This is a genomic window from Nocardia halotolerans, assembly GCF_042650145.1.
Taxonomy (GTDB): Bacteria; Actinomycetota; Actinomycetes; order Mycobacteriales; family Mycobacteriaceae; genus Nocardia; species Nocardia halotolerans.
In genome coordinates, this window is the sequence record NZ_JBHSDL010000006.1 from 284,284 (window position 1) to 307,611 (window position 23,328).

The window sequence follows — 23,328 nt, forward strand, 5'->3', positions numbered from 1 at the left end:
CAAGATGAAGATGGAAACGGTCGCGGGTAAGCGGGTGCTGGTCACCGGTGCCGCCATGGGCCTGGGCAAGCTGTTCGCCGAGCACGCGGTGCGTGAGGGCGCCGACGCGGTGGTGCTGTGGGACATCAACGAGATCGCGTTGCGTGAGACGGCCGCCCAGCTGACCGCCCAGGGTGGCAAGGTCCACCAGTTCGTGGTCGACGTGTCGTCGCAGGACTCCATTCGCGAGTCCGCCGAGGCGGTCCGCAAGGAGATCGGCGGCATCGACGTTCTGGTGAACAACGCCGGGATCGTGCGCGGTAACACCTACTTCTGGGAAACCGAGAACCGCACCGACATCGACAAGACCATGGCGATCAACTCGCTGGCCCCGATGTACATCGCGCTCGAGTTCCTGCCGGGCATGGTCGCCGGCGCCGGGCAGGCCCGAGTGCTCAACATCGCGTCCTCGGCCGGGCTGGTCGCCAACCCGCGCATGGCCGTGTACGCGGCCTCGAAGTGGGCGGCGCTGGGCTGGTCGGATTCGGTACGGCTCGAGCTCGAGCAGGCGGGCCACGACCACGTGAAGGTCACCACGGTCTGCCCGACCTACATCAACACCGGCATGTTCGACGGCGCCAAGGGCATCCTGTTCACCCCGATGCTCGAACAGCACGACGTGGTCGACACCGCGTGGTCGGAGATGAAGAAGGGTGGCGCCCTGGTGGTGCTGCCGTGGACCTCGCGGATGAACCGCGCGCTCACCGGTCTGCTGCCGATCAAGATCCGCGACCTGTACCTCAACGCCGTGGGCGTGTACCACTCGATGGATCAGTTCACCGGACGCAAGTAGGCACTCGGTGGCCCCGTCGCCGGTCGCGCACACGGCCGGTCGGCGGGGCCATCGCTGTGCCCGGGGACGAAAACGGCAGTCGATGCCGAGACGCACCGACTGCCTTCGTGCTCAATGCGCTCTGGTACCGATGACGACGGTGGCGTAGTCCTGCTCGGAGTGCTCCATCCGCGGGACCAGGCCATGGGCTCGCAGTACCGCGCACGCCGTCTCGACCTGTGCGGTCCCGGTTTCCACGAACACCGAACCACCCGGGGCCAACCAGCTCTCGGCACCGTCGGCGACCCGCCGGAGCACGTCGAGCCCGTCCGCGCCGCCGTCGAGTGCGACGCGCGGCTCGTGTTCACGCGCTTCGGGTGGCAGGTCGGCGACCCGGTCGCTCGGCACATACGGGGTGTTGGCCAGCAGCAGATCGATGCGTCCGCGCAGGTCCGCCGGCAGCGCGTCGAACAGATCACCGGCGAAGACCTCGCCGCGCAACGGCGCGAGATTCTCCCGCGCGCACGCTACCGCGACCGGGTCGATATCGGCGGCCACCAACTCGACCTCGCACCCGCGGGCGCGCAGTTCGGTGACAGTGCTCGACCCCAGCGCCCCGCAACCACAACACAGATCCACCACGCACACCCGCGCGACACCGGGCGCGACCGCCGCCACCGCCTGATCGACCAGGAACGCTGTGCGCTGCCTCGGCACGAACACCCCGGGCCGCACGCCCACGCGCGCACCACGGAACTCGACCCAGCCGAGCAGATACTCGAGTGGCGTCCCCGACACCCGGTCCGCCAGGAGGCCGTCGAGCCGGGCGGGATCACCGGCAGCGGCCTCGATCAACAGCGCCGCCTCGTCCTCGGCGAACACGCATCCGGCACCGCGCAGCGCGCGCACCACATCGGGAAAAGCGGAAACAGCCATGCAGGGATTGTCCCCCTGCCCGGCAACCGGATCATCCGCGGTGGGTCACCGGGCGGCGTCGAGCTGGAAGGTGCGCGTCGCGTCGAGGTAGATGCCGCGCTGGGCGCTGCGCGAGGGCGGAGGCAGCTGCGAGACGAGTTGCTCGAGCGAGGTCATCGCGCCGACCACCTGGGTGCCCGCGACGATGAAGTCGGCCACCGCGCGCCGGATGTGATTCGGCGAGGTCACCACCACCGCGCTGGTGGCGCCCAGATCACGCAGCAACCGGGTGCCCAACAGCGCGTTCTGCACCGTCGAACCGGCCCGGTCCTCCACATGGATGCGCTCGCCGGGCAGACCGCGACCGATCAGCCAGCGCCGCATCGCCTCGGCCTCGGAGATCCCGTTCTGCGGGTTGCCGCCGGTGACCACCACCGGTGAGAACGGCGCCGCGATCGCCTGCAACCAGGCGGCGGTGAGCCGGTTCTCCAGTTCCGGGCGCAGCGAACCGTCGGGCAGCAGCCCGTAACCGAGCACCACGATGCCGGTCTGCGGGCCCACCAGGGCCGGTAGCGGATTGGGCAGGGTCGCGGCCGCGGCGGTGACCGCGTGCAACACCTGGGTGGTGCGGGCCGCCATCTGCGCGTCGACCGCGCCGAGGCGGTGCAGGGCGTCGTCGACCGCGGCCTGATCGCCGGCGTAGTGCGACCAGATGGCCTGCAGCGCGAGCGCTTCGGTGTCGGCGGGGTCGGCGGCGATGAGCGTGCGCAGATCGGCGCGTCCCGCGGCGTCGTCGCCTGCGGTGAAATGTTGTTGGGCGGAGTTGTAGAGCGCCGTCACATCCGGTTCGGCGGTGGCCGGTCCGACCGTGGCGCCGGTGAGGGCGGCCACCACCGCGATCGCGGCGGCCAGTTGTTTCCCATGCCTCGAGATCTTCACGACAGTCGCGACCCTTCCGGAGAATGGTTCGATAGTTCGGGCGGAGCTGATGGCAGAGCTGCCGACACCCTACGACCGCGCTCGCGTTTCCCCGGGGATCCCGGCGTCGTACGCGCGTCGCGCCCCGGCAGTGCGGCCCGCCGGTGTCGGCGGATAGGCTGACCCACCGTGGATACCGCTTCGCTGACCGGCAAGGAACTCGCCGCCGCCATCAACGCCGACTCGAAGGAACGCGCGGCCGCGCTCGCCGCCGCGGGCACCGCGCCGAGGTTGGCGCTGGTCGTCGCCAACGACGACCCAGCCAGCACCTGGTACGTGAACTCGCTGCGCAAGGCCGCCGATCGGCTCGGGATCGCCTGCGAGCGCATCGATCTGGGCGCCGACGCGAGCGCCGAGCGGATCCGGGCCGAACTGGACGCGCGCAGCGCCGACCCGGATGTCGACGCGATCATGCTGCAGACCCCCCTGCCCGCCGGTGTCAGCCTCGACGACGTGAGCTCGGCGATCGCCGCGGCCAAGGACGTCGACGGGGTGAGCCCGCTGTCGCTGGGGCTGCTCGCCTCCGGCCTGGACGGCTTCGTGCCCGCCACCTCCGAAGCGGTCGTGGAACTGCTGAAGCAGCACGGGATCGCCTTGGCGGGCAAGCTCGTCACCGTCGTCGGCCGCTCCAACATCGTGGGCAAGCCGCTCGCTCAGTTGCTGCTGGCCGAGAACGCCACGGTCACCATCGCGCACTCGCGCACCACCGACCTGGCCGCCGTCACCGCAGGCGCCGACATCGTGGTCGCCGCGGCGGGTCGCATCGGCCTGGTCACCGGCGAGCACATCGGCGAAGGCGCCGTGGTGATCGACGTGGGCACCAACGAAGCCGAAGACGGCCGCATCGTCGGCGACGTCGACGCGGCCACCGTCACCGGCAAGGCCGCCGCGCTGAGCCCCGTGCCCGGTGGCATCGGCCCGGTGACCACGGCACTGCTCATGCGCCACGTCGTGGTGGCAGCCGAAAAAGCGCGCGCCTGAACGAGTTGTGCCTCGATCGGGCCTAGCGAACCGGTCCGATCGAGGTGATCAGCGTCTTCGACCCGATCTGGGCGGTGCCGACCAACTGCGGGTTGTAGACGATCGGCACCGAGTCCGGGCGGAACTCGGTGATCGTCACGAAGTACTGACCGGCGAACGCGCCCGGTGTGATCTCGAGGCAGTGCGTGGTCCCGACCGGGATGGTGTCGATCCCGGACTGGATCTCGACACCGGAGGGCAACGCGGCATCGCCGGCCACCAGGGTCCGTGCCTGATCACCCGAGCGCGCCACGTAATACGCGTGCTGGAACGCCATGATCGCCGAGATCCCGCTGTCGGTGCCGCCGGGCCCATTGCCCTGCACCCGGCTGCCGACCTGCTCGGTGGGGCACTGTCCGGCCACCGGCACAGGACCGGCGGCGATCGGATCGATCGTGGTACTCGCGGCCGCGGATTCCGGTGCGGGCCCGTGTAATTGGAGATAGCCGCCGCCGATCAGCCCCGCGCCGACCACCGACGCGGCCAAGGGTGCGACCCAGCGCGGTGTGCGCCGCCGCTTCGAGCGGTCGATCATGCGCGCGAAGACCTCGTCGTCACCGTTGTAGTCGGGTGCGGGCGCTGCCGCCGCGTGCGAAGCGATGGCGGCCTCGAGGGGATGCGGTGTGTCCGCGGCAGCGGGGGAGTGCGAGGTGGCGGCGGTCGCCGCCGGATCGTGCGAGCTGAATTGTGCGGAGGGCCACGAAGAGTCGACGGGTGCCGAAGGGTACTGCGCGCTCGCGAACTCCGGAGGACGTGGAGAGCTGGGATGTGCCAGGACGTTCGGCGTATCGACCGGCGCCGAGGAGTGCGGCGCGCCGGAGGGCGCCGGGGAAGGCGGCGGCTGCGCCGGTGCGGGGGAGTGCGGTATCCCCGCGGGAACGGGGAAGTCGGGGGTGATGATCGGGAGCTGGTCGGTATCGGGCCCGTTGTCGGGTTCCTCGATCGCGAACGCCGTGTCGGCGGCGTGCGCGCCGGGATCGAACGGACCGCCGACCACCGGCAGCCGGTCGGTGGCGTAACTGTCCTCGCGGGCGGGCCCGGTGACGCTGCCCGCCAAGGAGATCACCGGGATACCGGCGGGGGTGATCGGTCCACCGTCGGCGCGCCGGCGGGGACCGAACCGCTCCGGTCGGCGTGGTCGCGGCGGGTTCGGTCGGACCGGGGTGGCCGCCGCGAACGGAACACCGGCCGATCCCGGGTCTCGCTGTCGTGCCCCGCGCGGTTCGTGCACATCGGGTCGGTCCATCGCCCCACCTTCATCAGGCATACCGGCACGATACTGCGCTCGCGGCGGGTTCGCCGAATGGGCGTGTCGGGCAACGCCTCACCAGTGGATGTAGACCTGGTCTCCGATGCCGACGTTCTCGTAGTACCAGGCGGCGTCACCAGGGGCGAGGTTGATGCAGCCGTGGCTCACGTTGGCATACCCCTGCGAGTCCACCGACCAGGGCGCGGAGTGCACGAACACCCCACCCCAGGTGAGCCGGACCGCGTATTCGCCGTCGATGATGTAACCCTCGGGGTCGTCGAGCGGGATGCCGATGGTGCGTGAATCGAACACCAGCGAACGGAACTTCTCCAGCACGGTGAAAGTGCCGGTCGGCGTTTCGAAGCCGGGCTTGCCCATCGAGGCGGGCATGTTGCGCACCACCTGACCGCCGATGCTCACGGTGAAAGTGTGGGCCGACAGGTTCGCCTCGGCGTACACGCCCCCGTTGGTCTGGAACTGGGTGCGCTGGTCGCCGAACTCGACCGAGATCGGTGCGTTCGTGGGCAGGGTGGCGTCAGGAGTCCAGCGCAGCTGCGTGTCGTCGATCCAGGCGAAGGTGCCGGGCAGTGCCTCGGTGGCGCTGATCGTGGCGGCGCGTTCGGCGCCGGCCCGATCGGCGACCGGGGCGGCGAAGGTGAACGTGACCGGCGCGGCGATACCGACGACCTGCCCGTTCGCCGGGGATATCGAACTCACCGCGGCAACCGGTTTCTCCCCGATCATGGCCGCCGAGGCCGAACCGGTCCAGCAGACGGCCAGCAACGCTGACATGGTCGCGACGAACACGAATCGAAGTGCGCTCCTCATAAACGCCACCCCTTCAGTCACTCGTAGGCGGACTCCAAGTCTAGGCCGCCATGATCAACTGGACCTATCGAAGTGGTAACGGCCGACGGGCCGCTCGGAGTGTCGCCTTGTGTTCGCGCCGCCGAGGCTGCGTGAAAACGCCGCCTTATCAGCTGCGTACGGCGTGCAGTACCTCGCCGTGCAGTGCGTCGGCGCGCGCGGCGATCGTGTCCACGCGCAGCAGCGCGGCCGCGAAGCTGTCACCCAGCGCCGCGGGCAGCGAACTCACGTTGATCTCGATGTTGAGCTGTGAACTCATCGCCGCGGCGCGCGCGGCGTCGGCGGCGGCGCCGATATCGGTGACCACATTGGGATTGCCGATGGGCAGCAGTTCCGCGGCCAGCGACAAGATCTCATCGGCCTCGTCGACCACCGCGGCCGGCACCCGGGCGGCCTCGACGAGGGCGGCCTCGATGGCGGCGGTGCGCGCGGTGACCTCGTCGTCGGTGGCCTTGGGCAGTTTGTAGGCCGCGCCCACGGCGGTGAAGGCGGCCGCGTCGGCATCGGCCAGTGCCAGCGACCGCGCCAGGGCGGCGTCGGCGGCCTCGATGATCCGGTCCACGACCGGGCGGTTGGCCGCGTCCTTGGCCCGGGTGGTGTAGCGCGCGACCATCGCCACCAGCGCGGCCGCCTGCGCGGCGTGCAGCGCGGCCACCGCGCCGCCGCCGGGCGCGGGCACCTTGGCGGCCAGCTGCGACAGATAGTGCTCCAGGGTCACCGAACCGAAGGAGGGGGCGATCTGCTGCGGCGAGACGGTGGGCTGCGACACGACGAAGTGGCCTTTCGATGGGGCGGGAACTGCGGTGCGATCACCTGCAACGCTACCGCGTGCGCACCCGCGCACCCCGCCCGACCAGGGTGCGCGCACGCGGACCGACCGGTCGGGGTCCGTGGCCGGCGCCGGGTCTATGTTGGGTGCATGCGGATCGGATTGAGCATCAACTACTCGGGCGGTTTCAAGGAGGTGGCGGCCGAGGTCGCCGACCTGGAACGCGCCGGTCTCGACGTCGTCTTCGTGCCGGAGGCGTACTCGTTCGACGCGGTCAGCGCGCTGGGATACCTGGCCGCTCGCACCGAACGCGTACAGCTGGCCTCGGGCATCCTGCAGCTCTACACCCGGACACCCAGCCTGACCGCGATGACCGCGGCGGGCCTGGACTTCGTCTCCGACGGGCGCTTCATCCTCGGCATCGGCGCCTCGGGCCCACAGGTGATCGAGGGCTTCCACGGCGTGCCCTACGACGCGCCGATCGGGCGCACCCGCGAACTGATCGAGATCTGCCGCAAGGTCTGGCGCCGCGAGAAGCTCAACTACCAGGGCAAGCACTACCAGATCCCACTGCCCGCCGAGCGCGGCACCGGGCTGGGCAAAGAGCTCAAGCTGATCAACCATCCGGTGCGCGAACGTATTCCGGTGCTGCTGGCCGCGCTCGGCCCGAAGAACGTGGCGCTGGCCGCCGAGATCGCCGAGGGCTGGCAGCCGATCTTCTTCCTGCCGGAGAAGGCAGACGAAGTGTGGGGTGAGGCGGTCGCCGCGGGTAAGGCCGAGCGTGACCCGGCGCTGGGTGAGCTCGAGATCTACGCGGGCCCCGCGCTGGCGATCGGTGCGAATGTCACGCCGCTGCTCGAGTTCGTGAAGCCGCACCTGGCGCTCTACATCGGCGGCATGGGCGCCAAGGGCAAGAACTTCTATCACACCCTGGCCACCAAGTACGGCTACGGCGCGGCCGCCGACCGCATCCAGGAGCTGTACCTGGCCGGTGACAAGCAGGCCGCCGCCGCTGCCGTACCCGACGACCTGGTGCGCGACGTGTCGCTGATCGGTCCGGAGAGCTATGTGAAGGAGCGCATCGCCGCCTTCGCCGAGGCCGGTGTCACCACCCTCAACGTCACGCCGCTGGCCGAGGACGCGGCGGGACGGATCAAGCTGATCGAGCAGCTGCGCGGACTTTGCTGAGGGTCGGTTACCGGTGAAACACCGCGCCGCCCTCCCGATCGGAACTCCGGGGGGCGGCGCGGTGTCGTTCGGTCAGGACGTGAACGATGCCAGTGCGGCGGCGAGGGTGGTGTGCATGGCGAACACCTGGTCCAGGCTCGTCATCTTCAGCTGACGGCTGGTGGCCGGCCCGTCGGCGACCACGGCGATGGCCGTGGTGTCACCCGCGCGCTGGTGCGCGGCGACCAGGGTCGCCATGCCCGCCGAAGCCAGGAACCCGACTGCGGTCAGGTCGATGACCAGGCCGGTCGGCTTGTCGGCCAGGATGGCCTCGATGGCCGCGTCGAGCGCGGGCGCCGTCGCCAGGTCGACCTCACCGGTCACCGTCAGCACCGTGACGCCGTCGGTGACGGTCGTCGTGGTGGTCATCGTGTCCGTGAGTGGATACGCGTCTCCGGATGTGTTGGTCACTGTTCAACAACACACAACTTCGCCCGAATACGCAACCCTGAGCACCCGCGCTCGCCCGCCTGCGCTCGGCCTCGACCGGTCGTACGGCGTTTCGGCGGCCGATGTGATCTGTGCCGCCCCGGGCGGAGCCGGCCGCAGACATCGCCTCGCCGTGTGTCGAGGTGTCACATTGTCGCTGGTCGGTGCCGTATCCGGGGTTCGGGCTGGTGTTGTCGCGCAGTCGTCGTACTGTGTGGGCGTGAACATCGATGTGACGCCGTTACCGGGAATCGGCGTATGCAAGGACTTTCCGCTGGTGCAGGCCCGCCGCCGCATCGGCGTGATCGAGCATCGCGACGGTACGGTCGACCTGGTCGTCTCGCGCGCCGGCGATGTCGACACCACGACCTCGATCCCGTTGTCGAGCGCCGAGATCGGGGTGCTGGCCGGGCTACTGGGCGCACCCCAGGTGGTGCAGAAGCCGCGCGACCCCCACGGACTGGGCGAGCTGTCGACGCGGCAGTTCGCGATCGACCGGGGCAGCCCGTTCGACGGGCGTCCGTTGCGTGACACCGAGATGCGCACCCGCACCAAGGCCTCGGTCGTCGCGGTGGTGCGCGCGGGTGAGGTGACCCCTTCGCCGGGCACCGATTTCACCTTCATCGCCGGTGACCTGGTCGTCGTCGTCGGCACCGACCAGGGGCTCGAGGCGGCCGGGCGGTTACTCGACGCGGGCTGAGCCTGCGGGCCGTGGTCACGGGCAGGATAAGGTATCGCCGAGCTGAGGTTAGGTGAGCCCATGAATGTAGAAGTGACATCCCTGCCCGGAATCGGTGTCAGGAAAGAAATCTCGCTGACGAAGGTGGATCGCCGCATCGGCGTGATCGACCACCGCGACGGCGGCACCGATCTGATCTTCACGAAGGTCGGCGACCCGGACTCCACGGTGCAGGTCCCGCTCTCGGAGACCGAGTCGCGCACGCTGGCAAGCCTGCTCGGCGCACCGCAACTGGTGGCCCAGTTGCGCGAGGAACATCGCGATCTCGACGGCGTGAGCACCCGCTCGCTGCCCGTGCTGCCGGATTCGCCCTACGCCGGGCGACGGCTCGGCGACACCGAGATGCGGACCCGCACCCTGTCCTCGATCGTGGCGGTGCTGCGCGAGGGCGAGGTCTTCGCCTCTCCCGGGCCGGAATTCGTGTTCGCCGGTGGCGATCTGGTCGTCGTGGTCGGCACTCCCGCCGGCCTGGACGCCGCCGCTTCGATCCTCACCGCCGGCTGAGCCGGTGCAGCTCAGTGGAAGTGCGCTGGCGCTGATTCAGCTGGGGGCCGTGTTCTTCGGTCTGGGTGTGCTGGGGCGGATCGCGGCGCGCATCGGCCTCTCACCCATTCCCCTCTATCTGCTCGGTGGCCTCGTCTTCGGCACCGGCGGGCTGATCGAGTTGCACGAGGTGGACGAGTTCATCCACATCGCCAGCGAGATCGGTGTGGTGCTGCTGCTGTTGTTGCTCGGCTTGGAATACACCGCAGGCGAACTGGTCACCGGGATGCGCAAATCGTGGACCGCGGGCCTGCTCGACCTGGTGCTCAACGCCACGCCGGGGGTGATCGTGGCGTTGATGCTGGGCCTGGGCCCCACCGGCGCGATCGCGATGGCCGGTGTCACCTACATCTCCTCCTCGGGCATCGTGGCCAAGGTGCTCAACGATCTGGGCAGGCTCGGCAACCGCGAGACCCCGGTGATCCTGTCGATCCTGGTGTTCGAGGACCTGGCGATGGCGGTCTACCTGCCGGTGCTGACCGCGGTGCTGGCCGGTGTCGGCTTCATGAGCGGGCTGACCACCGTCGGTATCGCCCTGGTGGCGGTGACACTGGTGCTGATCGTGGCGTTGCGCTACGGCAAGTACGTCTCGGCCATCGTGGCCAGCGAGGACCGCGAGATCTTCCTGCTCAAGTTGCTCGGTGCCGCACTGCTCGTGGCCGGGGTGGCCTCGGCGGTGCAGGTGTCGGCGGCGGTCGGCGCGTTCCTGCTCGGCATCGCGATCTCGGACTCGACCGCCCACGAGGCGACCAAGCTGCTCGAACCGTTGCGCGACCTGTTCGCGGCGATGTTCTTCGTGCTGTTCGGCCTGAGCACCGATCCCCGAACCATCCCACCGGTGCTCGGCTGGGCGGTGCTGCTGGCCGTGGTCACCACCGTCACCAAGATCGCCACCGGTTGGTGGGCGGCCAAACGCGCGGGTGCCTCGCAACTGGGCCGGGCGCGCGCGGGTACCGCGCTGGTGGCGCGCGGTGAGTTCTCGATCGTCATCGCCGGGCTGGCGGTGGCCGCGGGCGCGGTGCCCGACGAATTCGCCGCGCTGGCCACCACCTACGTGCTGCTGATGGCGATCATCGGCCCGATCGGCGCCCGGATCGTGGAGCCGGTGATGCGGCTGCTGGTGGGGCGCAAGCCGCGGGTGAAGGCGGGCCTGGTCTCGGAGTAGTGAGGTCGGGTCGGTCGGCCGCGGTCAAGCCGGGCGGGTGCGACGGGTGATGATGCGGTGCAGGAGCCGGGCAGCGGTGCGGGCGGTGCGGCCGTCGATGTCGAAGGCCGGATTGAGTTCTGCGACATCGGCCACGGCCAGCTTGCCCGAGGCGCTGACCTGATCGCAGACGGCCTGGATCGTGGACAGCGCCACGCCGTAGGCGGCCGGCGCGCTCACGCCGGGAGCCACCGCCGCGGGCAGGACGTCGAGGTCGATGGTCAGATACACCAGATCGACGCCGGCCAGGAACTCGGTGACGAAGGCGCCTGCTCGGGCGGGGTCGCAGTCGTCGTCGAGCAGGTAGCGCACCCCGAAACGGCGCGCGGTGCCGAACAGGGCGGCGGTGTTGGCGGGCTGGGCGATGCCGAGCACCGCGTATCGCACGTCGTCGCCGGTTTCGAGGATCTGCCGGAACGGGGTGCCCGAACTGGGTACCGGGTCGGCGCGCAGATCGAAGTGCGCGTCCAGATTCAGGATGCCGACCGTGGTGTCGCGGGCCAGGTCCGACCCGGCCACACCGAGATAGGTGCCGAAGGCGACCTCGTGGCCCCCGCCGAGCACTACGGGGAACCCACCGGCATCCAGCAGTGCCGACACCGTGTCACCGAGGCGGCGCTGCCCGTGTTCGAGCTCGTCGTCGGTGACGGCGACGGTGCCGGCGTCGAAGGCGCGCAGCGGGGCGGGCGGCGCCATCGGTGACAGCGCCCGGCGCAGCGCGTCCGGCCCCTGGGCCGCGCCCGGGCGGCCCTTGTTCCGGCGTACACCCGTGTCGCAGGCGAAGCCGACGAACACGCACGCCCCGGTGTCACCGCCGGGCACATAGGGCGCGACGGCCTGATGCCAGCGCAGTTGATCGGCAGCGGTGCCGTCGATGCGGCCGGCCCACGCGGAAGTCATGCGGCACACCTCAGTTCGTCGCAGCGGGGGCGCCGCCACGCCACACGTGGCTGATCAGCGGCACACCGGGGCGGTAGGCGAGGTGCACGTGCGAGGGCGCATCGAGCGCGATCGCATCGGCTCGCGCCCCGGGGGACAGGTGCCCGACATCGGTGCGGCGCAGTGCTTTCGCACCGCCGGCGGTGGCGGCCCACACCGCCTCGTCGGGAGTCATGCGCAACTCGCGCACCGCCAGCGCGATGCAGAACGGCAGGTTCGTCGTATAGCTGGTGCCCGGATTGCAGTCCGCGCCGAGCGCCACGGTGACCCCGGCATCGAGCAGGGCTCTGGCGTCGGGATAGCGGTTGCGCGTGCAGAAGTCGGCGCCGGGCAGCAGCGTGGCGACCGTGTCGCCACCGGCCAGTGCGTCGATGTCGGCCCGGTTCACGTGCACCACGTGATCCACCGATGCCGCGCCGAGTTCCACCGCCAGTTGCACCCCGGGACCCTGGTGCAGCTGATTGCCGTGCACGCGCGGTACGAGGCCGTGCGCGATCCCGGCGCTGAGCACGGCGTGGGCCTGGTCCCGGTCGAAGGCGCCCTGTTCACAGAACACATCGATCCACCGGGCCGCGGGCGCGCACCGCGGGATCATCTCGGCGCAGACCATCGCCACGTAGTCGTCGGCGCGTCCGGCGTATTCCGGCGGCGGCACGTGTGCGGCGAGCAGGGTCACCTCGTCGGTGTAGCGGCCCGCGATCCGCACGCTGCGCCATTCGTCCTCGACGGCCTGCCCGTAGCCGCTCTTGATCTCGACGGTGGTGCTGCCCGCCCGCAGCGACTCGGCCAGCAGCCGTTCCACGTTCGCGGCGAGCTGCGCGTCGGTCGCGGCCCTGGTGGTGGCGATGGTGGTACGGATTCCACCCGCCCCGTAGGGCTGTCCGGTCATCCGCGCGGCGAACTCCTCGGCCCGGTCACCGGCGAACACCAGGTGCGAATGGGTTTCGACGAACCCGGGCAGCACCGCGCGCCCGCCCAGCTCGACGGCGGTGTCGGCCGGTGGCGCGGCGGCATCGTCGCCGATCCACACCACGTGCGCGCCGTCGAACACGACAGCGGCGTCGCGCCGGATACCGAGCGGGCCCTCGCCCAGCGCCGGGTCGTTGGTGACAAGGGTGCCGATATCGCGCAGCACGGTGGTGGACACGGGGCGTTCCTCCCAGCCGATGAGTGTGGGTGTCCGGTATGTATATGCCGGTATAGACAAGTGGTCAAGCCATGGCGACCCGTGCGTTGACAAGCTGTATATACAGGCTTATACATGTACCGTGTGGCCGTTTCGTGTGATCGGCCTGCGACGGAACCGGTGCGGCCCGTGTCCGGGCGTGATCGCGGCGCCGGTCGCGGAATTCGTTCGAAGTAGTTGCCCCGCAAGGCGTTCGGAATGGAGAACAGAGTGAACAGCGACTCGGGCACCCCGGCTCCGGCCACGGTCGAACCGGTGATCGTCGGCACCGGTCCGGTGACGCCGCACGATGTGGTGCGGGTGGCCAGGGACGGTGCCGGGGTAGAGCTGTCCCCGCAGGCGCTGGCCGCGATGGCGACCAGCCGTGCGCGGATCGAGGCGCTGGCCGCGGACCCGGAGCCCGTGTACGGAGTGTCGACCGGTTTCGGTGCGCTCGCGGTGCGCCACATCCCGCAGGAACTGCGCAAGCAGTTGCAGCGCAGCCTGGTGCGTTCCCACGCCGCCGGTTCGGGCGCCGAAGTGGAGGCGGAAGTGGTGCGCGCGCTGATGCTGCTGCGCCTGTCGACATTGGCCACCGGCCGTACCGGGGTGCGCCCGGTGGTCGCCGAAACCTACGCCGCCCTGCTCTCGGCGGGCATCACGCCGGTGGTCTACGAGTACGGCAGCCTGGGCTGCTCCGGCGACCTCGCGCCGCTGGCGCACGTGGCGCTGGCGGTCTCGGGCGAAGGGTCGGTGCGCGACGCGGGCGGTGCGCTGGTACCCGCGGCACAGGCCCTCGACGCGGCGGGCATCGCCCCGGTCGAGCTCGCGGAGAAGGAGGGCCTCGCGCTGATCAACGGCACCGACGGCATGCTGGGCATGCTGGTGCTGGCCTGCCACGACCTGCGCGCACTGCTGCGCCTGGCAGATGTCACCGCCGCGATGAGCGTGGAGGGGCTACTCGGCACCGACAAAGTCTTCGCCCCCGACCTGCAGGCGCTGCGCCCGCAGCCGGGCCAGGCCGTGGCGGCCGCGAACATGACCCGCCTGCTCGCCGATTCGGCCATCGTCGCCAGCCACGCCACCCCAGACTGCACCGTCGTGCAGGACGCGTACTCACTACGCTGCGCACCCCAGGTGGCCGGTGGCGCCCGCGACACCCTCGACCACGCCGAACGGGTCGCGGGCTTCGAGTTGGCCGGCGCGGTCGACAACCCGGTGGTCACCCTCGACGGCCGGGTCGAATCCAACGGCAACTTCCACGGCGCCCCGGTGGCCTATGTGCTCGACTTCCTGGCCATCGTCACCGCCGATGTCGCCAGTATCAGCGAGCGCCGCACCGACCGCTTCCTGGACAAGGCCCGCAATCACGGTCTGCCGCCGTTCCTCGCCGACGATCCCGGCGTCGACAGCGGTCTCATGATCGCCCAGTACACCCAGGCCGCGCTCGTGTCGGAACTCAAGCGCCTGGCCGCGCCCGCCTCGGTCGACTCGATCCCGTCCTCGGCGATGCAGGAAGACCACGTCTCGATGGGCTGGTCGGCGGCCCGCAAACTGCGCCGCGCCCTCGACGGCCTCACCCGGGTGCTGGCCATCGAAGCCCTCACCGCCGCCCGTGCCCTCGACCTGCGCGCACCGCTGACACCGGCCCCGGCCACCGCCGCCGTCCGCGACGTCCTGCGCGCGTACATCCCCGGCCCGGGCCCCGATCGCTACCTCGCCCCGGACATCGAGGCCGCCGTGCGATTGGCCGCCTCCGGTGCGCTGGTGGCCGGCGCGGAGTCGGTCATCGGTCCGCTCGGCTGACGACGGCCGAGCCGACCGGCGAGTGCATCGAGCACTCGGCGTTCCCCGTCGGCCGCCCGGCACGGCGGCCGACGGGGGCGGTCAGTTCTCCCGCATCGGGATTCGCACACCACGCTCGCGTGCCACCTCGGCGGCGTGTTCGTAGCCCGCGTCGACATGGCGGATCACGCCGGTGCCCGGATCGTTGGTGAGCACGCGCTCGAGCTTCTGCGCCGCCAGCGTGGTGCCGTCGGCGATGCACACCTGGCCGGCATGGACGGAACGTCCCATCCCCACGCCGCCGCCGTGGTGAATCGACACCCACGACGCCCCGGAGGCGGTGTTGAGCAGTGCGTTGAGCAGTGGCCAGTCGGCGACCGCGTCGGAGCCGTCGGCCATGGCCTCGGTCTCCCGATAGGGCGAGGCGACCGATCCCGAATCGAGGTGGTCGCGCCCGATCGCCAGCGGCGCCGACAGTTCGCCGGAGGCGACCATTTCGTTGAATCGCAGTCCGGCCCGGTGCCGTTCGCCGTAGCCGAGCCAGCAGATGCGGGCGGGCAGTCCCTCGAATTTCACCTTCTCCCCGGCCAGGGTGATCCAGCGCTTCAGGTGTTCGTTGTCGGGGAACAGTTCGACAATGGCGCGGTCGGTCGCGGCGATATCGGCGGGGTCACCCGAGAGCGCGGCCCACCGGAACGGACCCAGGCCCTCTTCGAACAGCGGCCTGATGTAGGCGGGGACGAAGCCGGGAAAAGCGAAGGCCCGGTCGTATCCGCCTTTGCGGGCCTCGTCGCGAATCGAGTTGCCGTAGTCGAACACCTCGGCACCCGCGTCCATGAATCCCACCATCGCCGCGACATGTGCGGCCATCGACGCCCGCGCCTGCTCGGTGAACCACGCCGGGTCCCGCCCGGCGAGGGTGTGCCAGTCCTCGAGTGCCACCCCCAGCGGCAAGTAGGACAGCGGGTCGTGGGCCGAGGTCTGATCGGTCACCACGTCGATCGGCGCGCCCATCGCCAGCAGCCGGGGAAACACCGCGGCCGCGTTGCCGACCAGCCCCACCGACAGCGGCCTGCGCTCGTCGCGGGCCGCGATCGCGAGTTCCAGCGCCTGCTCCAGGGTCTCGGCCCGGGTGTCGAGGTAGCCGTGCGCGATTCGCCGGTCGATCCGCGCCGGATCACAGTCCACGCACAGTGCCACCCCGTCGTTCATGGTCACCGCCAGCGGCTGGGCCCCGCCCATGCCGCCCACTCCGGCGGTGAGCGTGATGGTGCCCGCCAGAGTGCCCCCGAAACGTTTGCGCGCCACCGCACCGAAGGTCTCGAAGGTGCCCTGCAGAATGCCCTGGCTGCCGATGTATATCCAGGAGCCGGCCGTCATCTGCCCGTACATCATCAGTCCCGCCTGCTCGAGCTCGCGGAAATGTTCCCAGTCGGCCCAGTCGCCCACCAGGTTCGAGTTCGCCAGCAGCACTCGCGGTGCCCACTCGCTGGTGCGGAAGACCCCGACCGGTTTGCCCGATTGCACCAGCAGTGTCTCGTCCGACTCGAGGGTTTCCAGCGTGCGCACGATGGCGTCGAAGGCTGCCCAGCTGCGCACCGCGCGCCCGGTGCCGCCGTAGACCACCAGGTCGTCGGGGCGTTCGGCCACCTCGGGATCGAGATTGTTCATCAGCATCCGCAGGGCGCCTTCCTGCTGCCAGCCGCGGGTGCGCAGGTGCGGACCGCGCGGTGCGGACACGGGGCGGGGGCCGGAAACGGCGTCGGTCATGGGTTCACTCCTCGTAAAGCGACTGTTGTGGCCTGGGTCACCGCCCTCCAGGTTATTGGTATAGTCCTGTATAGACAAGTACGTGTTCGGTTCGGGCGCAACGTATTCTCTGGGCACACGGAGGGAACGGATAGCGGTGGTGGCGATCGAAGCAGTCGATGCGGAGCTGGCCGCGCTCTACGGCGAGCTCGGTACCGAGTTCGCGGCATACGAGCGGGTCAAACAATTGATCATGGCGCAGATCAAGCGCGGCCGATGGGCCGTGGGTGAGCAGATCCCCTCGGAGAACCAGCTGGTCGCCGCGCTCGGCCTGTCGCGGATGACGATCAACCGCGCGCTGCGCGACCTCACCGCCGACGGCGCGCTCAACCGGGTGATGGGCGTGGGCACCTTCGTCGCGGCGGGCAAGAGTGGCTCACCGTTGTTCGAGGTGCGCAACATCGCCGACGAGATCGCCCGGCGCGGCCATCGGCATCGCACCGAGGTGGTCTTCGTCCGCACCGAGCAGGCCGCCGACGGGCACCCGGTACTCGGCAACGATCTCGCCGGCACGGTGTTCCACTCGCTGTTGGTGCATCTCGAAGACGACGTCGCGATCCAGTTGGAGGACCGCTACGTCAACCCGGCCCAGGCTCCCGACTATCCGGCCCAGGACTTCACCGTCACCACCCCCAACGCCTACCTCAGCGCGGTCGCCCCGCTGTTACGTGGCGAGCATGTCGTCGAAGCGGTGCGCGCCAGTCGCGAAGAGTGTGCGTTGCTCGGCATCGCCGATGCCGAACCCTGCCTGCTCATCCGCCGCCGTACCTGGTCCTCGGGCGGCCTGGTGAGCGCCGCCCGGCTGCTGCATCCCGGTTCCCGTAATCGCCTGGAGGGCAGCTTCGCCGCCGAGCCCAGCTGACGCGGCGGTAACGAATCCATTGCGAACTTCCGGCCGTGGTGTGAACTGCCCGGGAATGGTCGCGAACGGCGGGAATTATCGATTGCTGGAAAGTATTCGTTATCGAAAAACTATTCCCTGACCTCTGCCGACCCGCTGACCGGGATATTTGCTGAACACCGTCGATAAACGGCGATTCCGCGGGGTCACCGTTCTATGACGAAAAGCGCTCCGGCTCCGGTTCGGGCTGTACGTTCGGTTGTTCAGAGATCATGCGGTTCGGTTCGCCGGTTCCATTCGGGTAAACGGAGAGGGCGGCAAATGGCTACAGTCACGCGGGCCTCGGGGACGACGTTGGCGCCCTCGACCCTGGTAACTCTCGGGTTGATTCTGCTGATCCCGGTGTTGGTCACCGCGGGGCCGATCGCGGCCTCGGCACTGATCGCTCGCTATGCCGGCGTCGGCTCGTCGGGCGGCGTGGTGCTGGCGTTGATCGGCGTGCTGGTCGGGTTGTCGGTGCTGGCTTCGGTCTGGGCGTTCCGGCTCGCGTGGCGGCGCGCACACCGCCGCCTCGGGCCACCGGCTCGCTAGGAGGCGTCATGCAGACCGACCGTGGCCCGGCGGGCACAGCGACTCCGGTGATCGAACCGGTCGAGGAGGCCACGGCAGGGGAGTGCCGTCGCTTGCGCATCGTGGCCGAGGTCGCCGACGCGCGCGCCTGGGGTGCGGCCGCCGACCGCCTGCTGGCCTGTGGTCGTCGGCGCTGGCGCGACCGGACCGATATCGCCGATCATCCGGCGCTGCGCCGCTGGGCCGGTGTTCAGGAGTCCCGGCACGGACTCGAACATCCTTGCCTGCGAACCGTGTTCGACGCGATCTCGGCCGATGCGGAGATCGCCTTCGGGGATCCGTACGCGGACTTCGCCGCCGCGGTCATGCTGCTGTCGAGTTGCCCGGCCGAGGCGATCGCCCAACCCGTCGGCGAACCGCGCACGGTGTGCTTTTCGGTCTACGCCTTCCGTGAGGACGATCTGCCGCTCGCCGAAGACCTGATCACGACCACCGTGCGCAGTTGCGGCATCGTGGTGGCCCGGCGCTGTACCACCGTGCGCCGGGCGTCCGCCCCGCGGCACGCACTACCGCTGGTCGACCACCCGCTCCCCGAGCCCCTGGTATCCGGTTCCACCACCGCCCCGCGTTGAGCCGCAAGGCATTTCCCCGGCGCAGGTTTCGATTCGCGGGACCCGCGCGGCGATTGTAGGGTCATGACCGGACTGCCCACCGCCGCCGAAGTCGCCGGCGAATCGGGCAGTGCGCCGAATCCGGCGATCGATCCCGCCCACGTCGTCGTCCACCGGCGAACCCGAACCGGCGAGAAACAGCCCACAGTGTGGTGGCCGAGCGCAGCTTCGTGATCCGATTCCGCATGCCCTCGCTACTGCCTACTGCCGATGGTCAACAGGTGAACGGCAGCCCGACCCGCATTGAATAACTGTGGGCAACAAGGGGTTTCGTGCCGTCGATGTTCCGTCGATGCGCCGGCCGTCATCGTGTAACGAGCCAACGGATTGTGAATGATGTTGTGCCAAGCCACATCTTGAGTCTTGGAAACTGAAACCTGTTTCATCCCTTGACAACTCGAGAACCGTACACAAAACTACCCGTCGGTAGCCAGCGATCGGAACGCTCGGCCCGGCGGCTGCGAGAGGCGATCACCCCCACGACTGCCCCCTCGACATCTCGTGAAACCCTGCCCGCCAGTCGTGGTGCCGCACTGCCATCGTGACCACACCAAAGGAGTTCAGCGCTATGGAAAATCCCGCGCTACCCTCAGCCCCCCGCCAGGATGTCACCGCGGTGATGCACCCGGACCACTCGGGCGATCAGGTGGCGGTCATGCCGAGACCGGACGAGATCACCGCGACCGGCCGATTGCCGCTCGTCGCCGCCCGCATGCGCGAAATCCTGCTCACCGGTGAGGATTTCGACGCCATCTACCAGCACATCCTGGCCGCGCCCGGCAAACGGGTCAGGGCCCGGCTCGTCCTGGCCTGCGCCGCGCTGCTGCCCGACGCCCCCGAGCGGGCGGTACCGCCCGCCGACGCGGTGGACCTGGCCTGCGCGATGGAAATGCTGCACGAATCCTCGCTGGTACACGACGACATCTGCGACGGCTCGCTGCTGCGCCGCGACGCGCCGTCGGTGCCTGCGGCGTTCGGCGTGCGCACCGGGGCCCGCGCCGGGTTCCACCTGGCCGGTGCGGCGATGAAGGTGGTGGCCCGCGTGCTCGCTGACAATCCGCGCGTGTTCGCCCACATCGGTGACTCTCCCGGCATCACCTACGCCGACCGGCTGTCGGACCTGTCCTTCGGTCAGCTCATCGAGACCCTGCCGCCCTCGGTCGAGGACGCCTCGCTGCGCAGACACTACGAACTGGTGGCCGGAGCCAAAACCGGCACACTGTTCCGGCTCTCGTGTGCCTACGGCGGCACCGCGGGCGGGGTCGACATCGCCGGGCTGCACGCGCTGATGGAGTACGCCGACCACCTCGCGCTGGCCTTCCAGATCATGGACGACGTGCGCGACATCGAGGGCGGTCCCTCGCTGGGCAAAGACGCGGGCAGCGACCTGGAACGCCGCGTGCCCACCTGGCCGGTGATCGAGTGGCTCACCATGCGCGCAGGCGCCCGCGAGATGTGGTTGTCGGCGCAGACCTCGAGCGCCACCCTGCAGGCCGACCTGGTCGCCAGCGGCGCCACCGGGGCCGCGCGCGTGGTCGCCACCGACGCCGCCGAAACCGCCGCGCGTGCCCTCGACATCTTCCCGCCCTCGCTCGCGCGCGACGATCTGCGCGACCTTCTGCACCAGGTGATCTCCCGATGAACAACGCCAGGCTTCCCGTCCTGCTCCGTGGGCTGCGCACCCTGCGCCGCGCACCCGACCTGGCCGCACTGCGCGCCGCGGACACACCCACCGAACTGGCCCGGCTGGCCCTGATCCCGGCGGGTCGCAACCTGGGCATCGCCGTCAGCTTCCTGCACGCCGACCGCCGGGCCGAGGCCACGGCCGCGCTGCTGGCCTGCCGCGTGCTCGACGCCTACGAGGACCTGGCCGACCGCGGCGAGGCCGCCGCGTCGGTGCTCACCGCAGCCGAATATCTCAACGGCGCCACCGACACCGTGCCCCCCGCGCTGCCCGCGGCGACGGGAAAGGTGCGCGACAGCGAAGCCGTCGACCGGGTGCTCGCCGAACGCATCGCCGACATCCGCGCGCTGTTGACAGCGCTGCCACCGCAGGGACGCGAACGCGTGGGGCTCGTGCTCACCGATGTGGCCCGGGTGATGGCGCGCAACATCGAAGCGCCGCTGCCACGGGTCACCTACAGCGAAGGTGTGCTCGGCCGGGTCACCCACTACGCGTGCTCGCTGGTGGCCGAGGGCGTGCTGCCCGAAGCGGATCTGCGTGAACTCACCGGATGCGTCGCGGTCATCGCCCAGTCGGCCAACGACCTGCGCGACAACGAACTCGAGCTCTACGGCGCCGCGGACCGCGAAGAACTCATGCGGATGGTGATGCTGCGCCAGCTCACCCCCGCACTGGGCGGGTTCGCGTTGCTGGCCGAACTCGGTCCGGGTACCCCGAGTCTGGGTGCGCGCGCGGCGATGGCGTACATGACCATCACCACCTCGGCGTTCCTGTGCAACACGGTGGGCTCCCCGGCGCCCTACCGGCGCCCGGTCGGTGCCGCCGCACTGGCTGCCTGCTCGGCGAAGTACTGGACCAGGATGCTGGGCCGGGTCCGCCACGGCGCCGACGCCGCGATCCACCAGATGCTCGATGCCACCCCGGATTTCGCGTCGGGCACCGGGTCGGAGACGAGCGTGCTGACCGTGGGCGCGCGGCACTCGACGGCGACGTCGCTGGTGCCGCTGATCGTGGACACCACCTTCGCCCTGGTGCAGACCCTGCCCGAGGAACCGATGACCGGCGAACTGACCGATTCCGCGGTGCGCACCATGATGATCGCCGATCACCTGGCGTTCGGCGCCATGGAACGGGTGCCCAACCACGAACCCGAGGCGCTGCGTGAGCTCGCGGCCCGGCTGCAGCTCGCCGCCCTCGAAACCAGCCCCTAGCCGAGGAAATCGTTCATGAGCATCGTCACTACAAGCGAAGGAGCTCGCCCATGAGCACCGGAACGCCCGTCGCGCCCACCGAGAAACCGCCGTTCAGCCGGCGCGTGCTCAAGCTCGAGCACGCCTCCAACATCGGCCCGTTGCTGCACATCGTGTTGTGGATGGGCATGACGGCGGCGGCGCTGTTCGTCCCCGCCGCCTCGAACTGGTACCTGGCGGTGCCGCTGATCATCGTGCTGTCGCTGCTGAACCTGTCGCTGACCATCGGGGTGATGCACATGCACACCCACCGGCCACTGTTCGTGTCCAAGCTGCCCAACCGGGTGGTCGACATCCTGTGCTGCCTGCCCGGCAACCTGACCGCGGCCGAGATGCGCGAGGTCCACGTCCTCAACCATCACCGGTTCAACGACGGGCCCGGTGACGTCACCGCGACCACCGGGATGGAGAAGGGCCTCGGCGCCATCTGGTACTGGGTCCGCTACGGCGTGATCGTCAAGATCCACACCATCCGTACGGTTTTCGCCGCCGACCCGACCCCGCGCCGACGTCGCACCCGGCACCAGTTCATCTTCGACCTCGCGGTGTACGCCCTGGTGATCGGCGGTGTCTGGTACGTGGCGGGCATGGAGAAGTTCGTGCTGTTCTACTGGGTGCCGTTCCTGATCACCCAGGTCAACGCCGGCTACTTCGCCTGGCTGAGCCACGCACCGGCCCGCGAGTTCGACGACGAACCGAGCACCTCGCTGAACAACGCGGGCAACGTCCTCAACTTCCTGATCTTCAACCAGGGCTACCACAGCGTGCACCACCGTTACCCCGGTATCCACTGGAGCCAGATCCCCGACAAGCTCGACTACATGCGTGATGTCAACCCCGGCGTCATCGTGCCGTACTGGATGGTGGCGCAGTCGGGTTGGCGGCTGGTAGTGCCCGGTGGGTTCCTCAACGAGCGCTACGGCACCAAGTGGAAGGCGCGCCTGGAGACCCGCCTGGCAGCGGGCACCGTCCGCTCGCGCTACCTGCCGTGGTTCGCATGGATCTGATGACGCCCCAACAGGTTCGAGGCGTGCTGGCCACCCCGTCGCGGCTGGTTCCGTTCCTGTTCTCTTTCGCCGTCTACGGTTTCGCCGGCATCACGGTGCCGTTGATGCTGTTGTTCGCCGGCGGCTGGTTCCTGCCCAAGACCGTCGACAAGGGCCCGCACCTGTCCGCGGTGCCCGCGATCATCGTCGACGTGCTGCTGCTCGGACTGTTCGCCCTGCAGCACTCGGGTATGGCCCGGCCCTCGTTCAAGGCCTTCATCACCCGCCGGGTGCCCGAAGCGCTGGAACGAACTGTCTACATCATCGGGGTCTGCCTGGTGATGTGGGTGATCATGCTCGCCTGGCAGCCGGTGCCGCACGTGCTGTGGTCGGCCGACGGCGTGGTGGGCACCGTGCTCGACACCGGGTTCTGGATCGGCTTCGTGCTGGTCTACGCGGCGACATTGCTGCTCAACCATTTCCACCTGCTCGGCATCAGCCAGGCCTACCGTCAGTACGTCATCCAGGTGCCGGACGCGACGATGGACCGGCTGCAGGTCAACGGCGTGTACCGGCTGGTGCGCCATCCCCTGATGACCGGTCTGCTGGTGGCGTTCTGGTTCGCCAGTGAGTTCACCGTCGGACATCTGGTGTGGGCGCTCGGCCTGACCGGCTACATCGTGCTGGGCACCTACCTGGAGGAGCGGGACCTCATCGCCCGCTTCGGCGCGTCCTACCGGGCCTACGCCGCGCAGGTGCCCGCGTTCTTCCCGTCCGTGCGCAGCCTTTTCGGCCGATCGACGCGCTAGTCGTCCAGGCCGGCCACCCGGCGCCGGTCGGTGATCGACGGCGCCGGGCGGACCTGCCCGAGTTGGGA

24 protein-coding genes are annotated in these 23,328 nt (G+C 69.7%); 15 read left to right on the top strand and 9 right to left on the bottom strand.

All coding sequences use genetic code 11. The features are described from left to right. Nucleotides 1-4 precede the first annotated feature (4 nt). Nucleotides 5-832 (top strand): SDR family NAD(P)-dependent oxidoreductase, encoded by an 828-nt coding sequence (locus tag ACFO5K_RS06810; protein ID WP_378557437.1) that lies wholly within the window; start codon nucleotides 5-7, stop codon nucleotides 830-832. A gap of 111 nt (nucleotides 833-943) precedes the next feature. Here ACFO5K_RS06810 and ACFO5K_RS06815 read toward each other — a convergent pair whose 3' ends face one another. Both ACFO5K_RS06815 and ACFO5K_RS06820 read right to left on the bottom strand, forming a co-directional pair. Next, nucleotides 944-1,747, bottom strand: a complete 804-nt coding sequence (locus tag ACFO5K_RS06815; protein ID WP_378557440.1) for a putative protein N(5)-glutamine methyltransferase — start codon at nucleotides 1,745-1,747, stop codon at nucleotides 944-946. A 45-nt stretch (nucleotides 1,748-1,792) separates the two neighbouring features. After that, a complete protein-coding gene (locus ACFO5K_RS06820; protein WP_378557443.1) occupies nucleotides 1,793-2,665 on the bottom strand; it encodes a YdcF family protein in 873 nt (290 codons plus the stop codon). Between the two features lie 168 nt (nucleotides 2,666-2,833). On the opposite strand from ACFO5K_RS06820, the gene ACFO5K_RS06825 reads away from it, so the two are divergent. Further along, nucleotides 2,834-3,685 (top strand): bifunctional 5,10-methylenetetrahydrofolate dehydrogenase/5,10-methenyltetrahydrofolate cyclohydrolase, encoded by an 852-nt coding sequence (locus tag ACFO5K_RS06825; protein ID WP_378557446.1) that lies wholly within the window; start codon nucleotides 2,834-2,836, stop codon nucleotides 3,683-3,685. Between the two features lie 22 nt (nucleotides 3,686-3,707). On the opposite strand, the gene ACFO5K_RS06830 is transcribed toward ACFO5K_RS06825, so the two are convergent. The 3 genes from ACFO5K_RS06830 to ACFO5K_RS06840 form a co-directional block, all read right to left on the bottom strand. Continuing rightward, nucleotides 3,708-4,991, bottom strand: a complete 1,284-nt coding sequence (locus ACFO5K_RS06830; RefSeq protein ID WP_378557449.1) for a hypothetical protein — start codon at nucleotides 4,989-4,991, stop codon at nucleotides 3,708-3,710. A 57-nt stretch (nucleotides 4,992-5,048) separates the two neighbouring features. Further along, complete coding sequence (locus tag ACFO5K_RS06835) at nucleotides 5,049-5,801, bottom strand: L,D-transpeptidase (RefSeq protein ID WP_378557452.1); 753 nt, start codon at nucleotides 5,799-5,801, stop codon at nucleotides 5,049-5,051. 148 nt (nucleotides 5,802-5,949) lie between these two features. Continuing rightward, nucleotides 5,950-6,609, bottom strand: coding sequence for a cyclodeaminase/cyclohydrolase family protein (locus ACFO5K_RS06840; RefSeq protein ID WP_378557455.1), 660 nt, complete (start codon nucleotides 6,607-6,609; stop codon nucleotides 5,950-5,952). Between the two features lie 150 nt (nucleotides 6,610-6,759). Between ACFO5K_RS06840 and ACFO5K_RS06845 the strand changes: the two genes are divergently transcribed. Beyond that, complete coding sequence (locus tag ACFO5K_RS06845; protein WP_378557458.1) at nucleotides 6,760-7,797, top strand: LLM class F420-dependent oxidoreductase; 1,038 nt, start codon at nucleotides 6,760-6,762, stop codon at nucleotides 7,795-7,797. 72 nt (nucleotides 7,798-7,869) lie between these two features. On the opposite strand, the gene ACFO5K_RS06850 is transcribed toward ACFO5K_RS06845, so the two are convergent. Continuing rightward, the gene (locus ACFO5K_RS06850; protein WP_378557461.1) at nucleotides 7,870-8,205 is read right to left on the bottom strand and encodes an STAS domain-containing protein; all 336 of its coding nucleotides are present in this window, start codon (nucleotides 8,203-8,205) and stop codon (nucleotides 7,870-7,872) included. A 280-nt stretch (nucleotides 8,206-8,485) separates the two neighbouring features. On the opposite strand from ACFO5K_RS06850, the gene ACFO5K_RS06855 reads away from it, so the two are divergent. From ACFO5K_RS06855 to ACFO5K_RS06865, 3 genes are read left to right on the top strand one after another with little or no spacing between them, the layout of a single operon-like run. Then, on the top strand, nucleotides 8,486-8,965 hold the full coding sequence (locus ACFO5K_RS06855) for a cation:proton antiporter regulatory subunit (RefSeq protein WP_378557464.1): 480 nt from the start codon (nucleotides 8,486-8,488) through the stop codon (nucleotides 8,963-8,965). Between the two features lie 60 nt (nucleotides 8,966-9,025). Beyond that, nucleotides 9,026-9,508 (top strand): cation:proton antiporter regulatory subunit, encoded by a 483-nt coding sequence (locus ACFO5K_RS06860; RefSeq protein WP_378557467.1) that lies wholly within the window; start codon nucleotides 9,026-9,028, stop codon nucleotides 9,506-9,508. Nucleotides 9,509-9,512: 4 nt separating this feature from the next. Further along, a complete protein-coding gene (locus ACFO5K_RS06865; RefSeq protein WP_378557473.1) occupies nucleotides 9,513-10,712 on the top strand; it encodes a cation:proton antiporter in 1,200 nt (399 codons plus the stop codon). A gap of 24 nt (nucleotides 10,713-10,736) precedes the next feature. Here ACFO5K_RS06865 and hutG read toward each other — a convergent pair whose 3' ends face one another. Both hutG and hutI read right to left on the bottom strand, forming a co-directional pair. Beyond that, nucleotides 10,737-11,651 carry a formimidoylglutamase gene (gene hutG / locus ACFO5K_RS06870; protein WP_378557481.1) on the bottom strand — a complete coding sequence of 305 codons (915 nt, stop codon included), beginning with the start codon at nucleotides 11,649-11,651 and terminating at the stop codon, nucleotides 10,737-10,739. A 10-nt stretch (nucleotides 11,652-11,661) separates the two neighbouring features. Next, a complete protein-coding gene (hutI, locus tag ACFO5K_RS06875; protein WP_378557484.1) occupies nucleotides 11,662-12,837 on the bottom strand; it encodes an imidazolonepropionase in 1,176 nt (391 codons plus the stop codon). 249 nt (nucleotides 12,838-13,086) lie between these two features. Between hutI and hutH the strand changes: the two genes are divergently transcribed. Then, nucleotides 13,087-14,661, top strand: a complete 1,575-nt coding sequence (gene hutH / locus ACFO5K_RS06880; RefSeq protein ID WP_378557487.1) for a histidine ammonia-lyase — start codon at nucleotides 13,087-13,089, stop codon at nucleotides 14,659-14,661. Between the two features lie 81 nt (nucleotides 14,662-14,742). Here hutH and hutU read toward each other — a convergent pair whose 3' ends face one another. Further along, nucleotides 14,743-16,410, bottom strand: coding sequence for a urocanate hydratase (gene hutU, locus ACFO5K_RS06885; RefSeq protein ID WP_378557490.1), 1,668 nt, complete (start codon nucleotides 16,408-16,410; stop codon nucleotides 14,743-14,745). A gap of 130 nt (nucleotides 16,411-16,540) precedes the next feature. On the opposite strand from hutU, the gene hutC reads away from it, so the two are divergent. The 8 genes from hutC to ACFO5K_RS06925 all read left to right on the top strand — a co-directional run bounded on the left by hutC (nucleotide 16,541) and on the right by ACFO5K_RS06925 (nucleotide 23,260). After that, complete coding sequence (hutC, locus tag ACFO5K_RS06890) at nucleotides 16,541-17,311, top strand: histidine utilization repressor (protein WP_378557726.1); 771 nt, start codon at nucleotides 16,541-16,543, stop codon at nucleotides 17,309-17,311. A 300-nt stretch (nucleotides 17,312-17,611) separates the two neighbouring features. Further along, nucleotides 17,612-17,881 carry a hypothetical protein gene (locus ACFO5K_RS06895; protein WP_378557493.1) on the top strand — a complete coding sequence of 90 codons (270 nt, stop codon included), beginning with the start codon at nucleotides 17,612-17,614 and terminating at the stop codon, nucleotides 17,879-17,881. A gap of 8 nt (nucleotides 17,882-17,889) precedes the next feature. Next, nucleotides 17,890-18,492: a hypothetical protein gene (locus ACFO5K_RS06900; RefSeq protein WP_378557496.1), complete on the top strand. Its 603-nt coding sequence runs from the start codon at nucleotides 17,890-17,892 to the stop codon at nucleotides 18,490-18,492. A gap of 63 nt (nucleotides 18,493-18,555) precedes the next feature. Beyond that, the gene (locus ACFO5K_RS06905; RefSeq protein WP_378557499.1) at nucleotides 18,556-18,705 is read left to right on the top strand and encodes a hypothetical protein; all 150 of its coding nucleotides are present in this window, start codon (nucleotides 18,556-18,558) and stop codon (nucleotides 18,703-18,705) included. 481 nt (nucleotides 18,706-19,186) lie between these two features. Continuing rightward, complete coding sequence (locus ACFO5K_RS06910) at nucleotides 19,187-20,173, top strand: polyprenyl synthetase family protein (RefSeq protein WP_378557501.1); 987 nt, start codon at nucleotides 19,187-19,189, stop codon at nucleotides 20,171-20,173. Next, nucleotides 20,170-21,426, top strand: a complete 1,257-nt coding sequence (locus tag ACFO5K_RS06915) for a hypothetical protein (RefSeq protein WP_378557503.1) — start codon at nucleotides 20,170-20,172, stop codon at nucleotides 21,424-21,426. Before ACFO5K_RS06910 ends, ACFO5K_RS06915 begins: the two co-directional genes overlap by 4 nt. Before the next feature lie 50 nt (nucleotides 21,427-21,476). Next, a complete protein-coding gene (locus ACFO5K_RS06920) occupies nucleotides 21,477-22,472 on the top strand; it encodes a fatty acid desaturase (RefSeq protein WP_378557505.1) in 996 nt (331 codons plus the stop codon). Next, nucleotides 22,463-23,260 (top strand): methyltransferase family protein, encoded by a 798-nt coding sequence (locus tag ACFO5K_RS06925; RefSeq protein ID WP_378557507.1) that lies wholly within the window; start codon nucleotides 22,463-22,465, stop codon nucleotides 23,258-23,260. Before ACFO5K_RS06920 ends, ACFO5K_RS06925 begins: the two co-directional genes overlap by 10 nt. Nucleotides 23,261-23,328 lie beyond the last annotated feature (68 nt).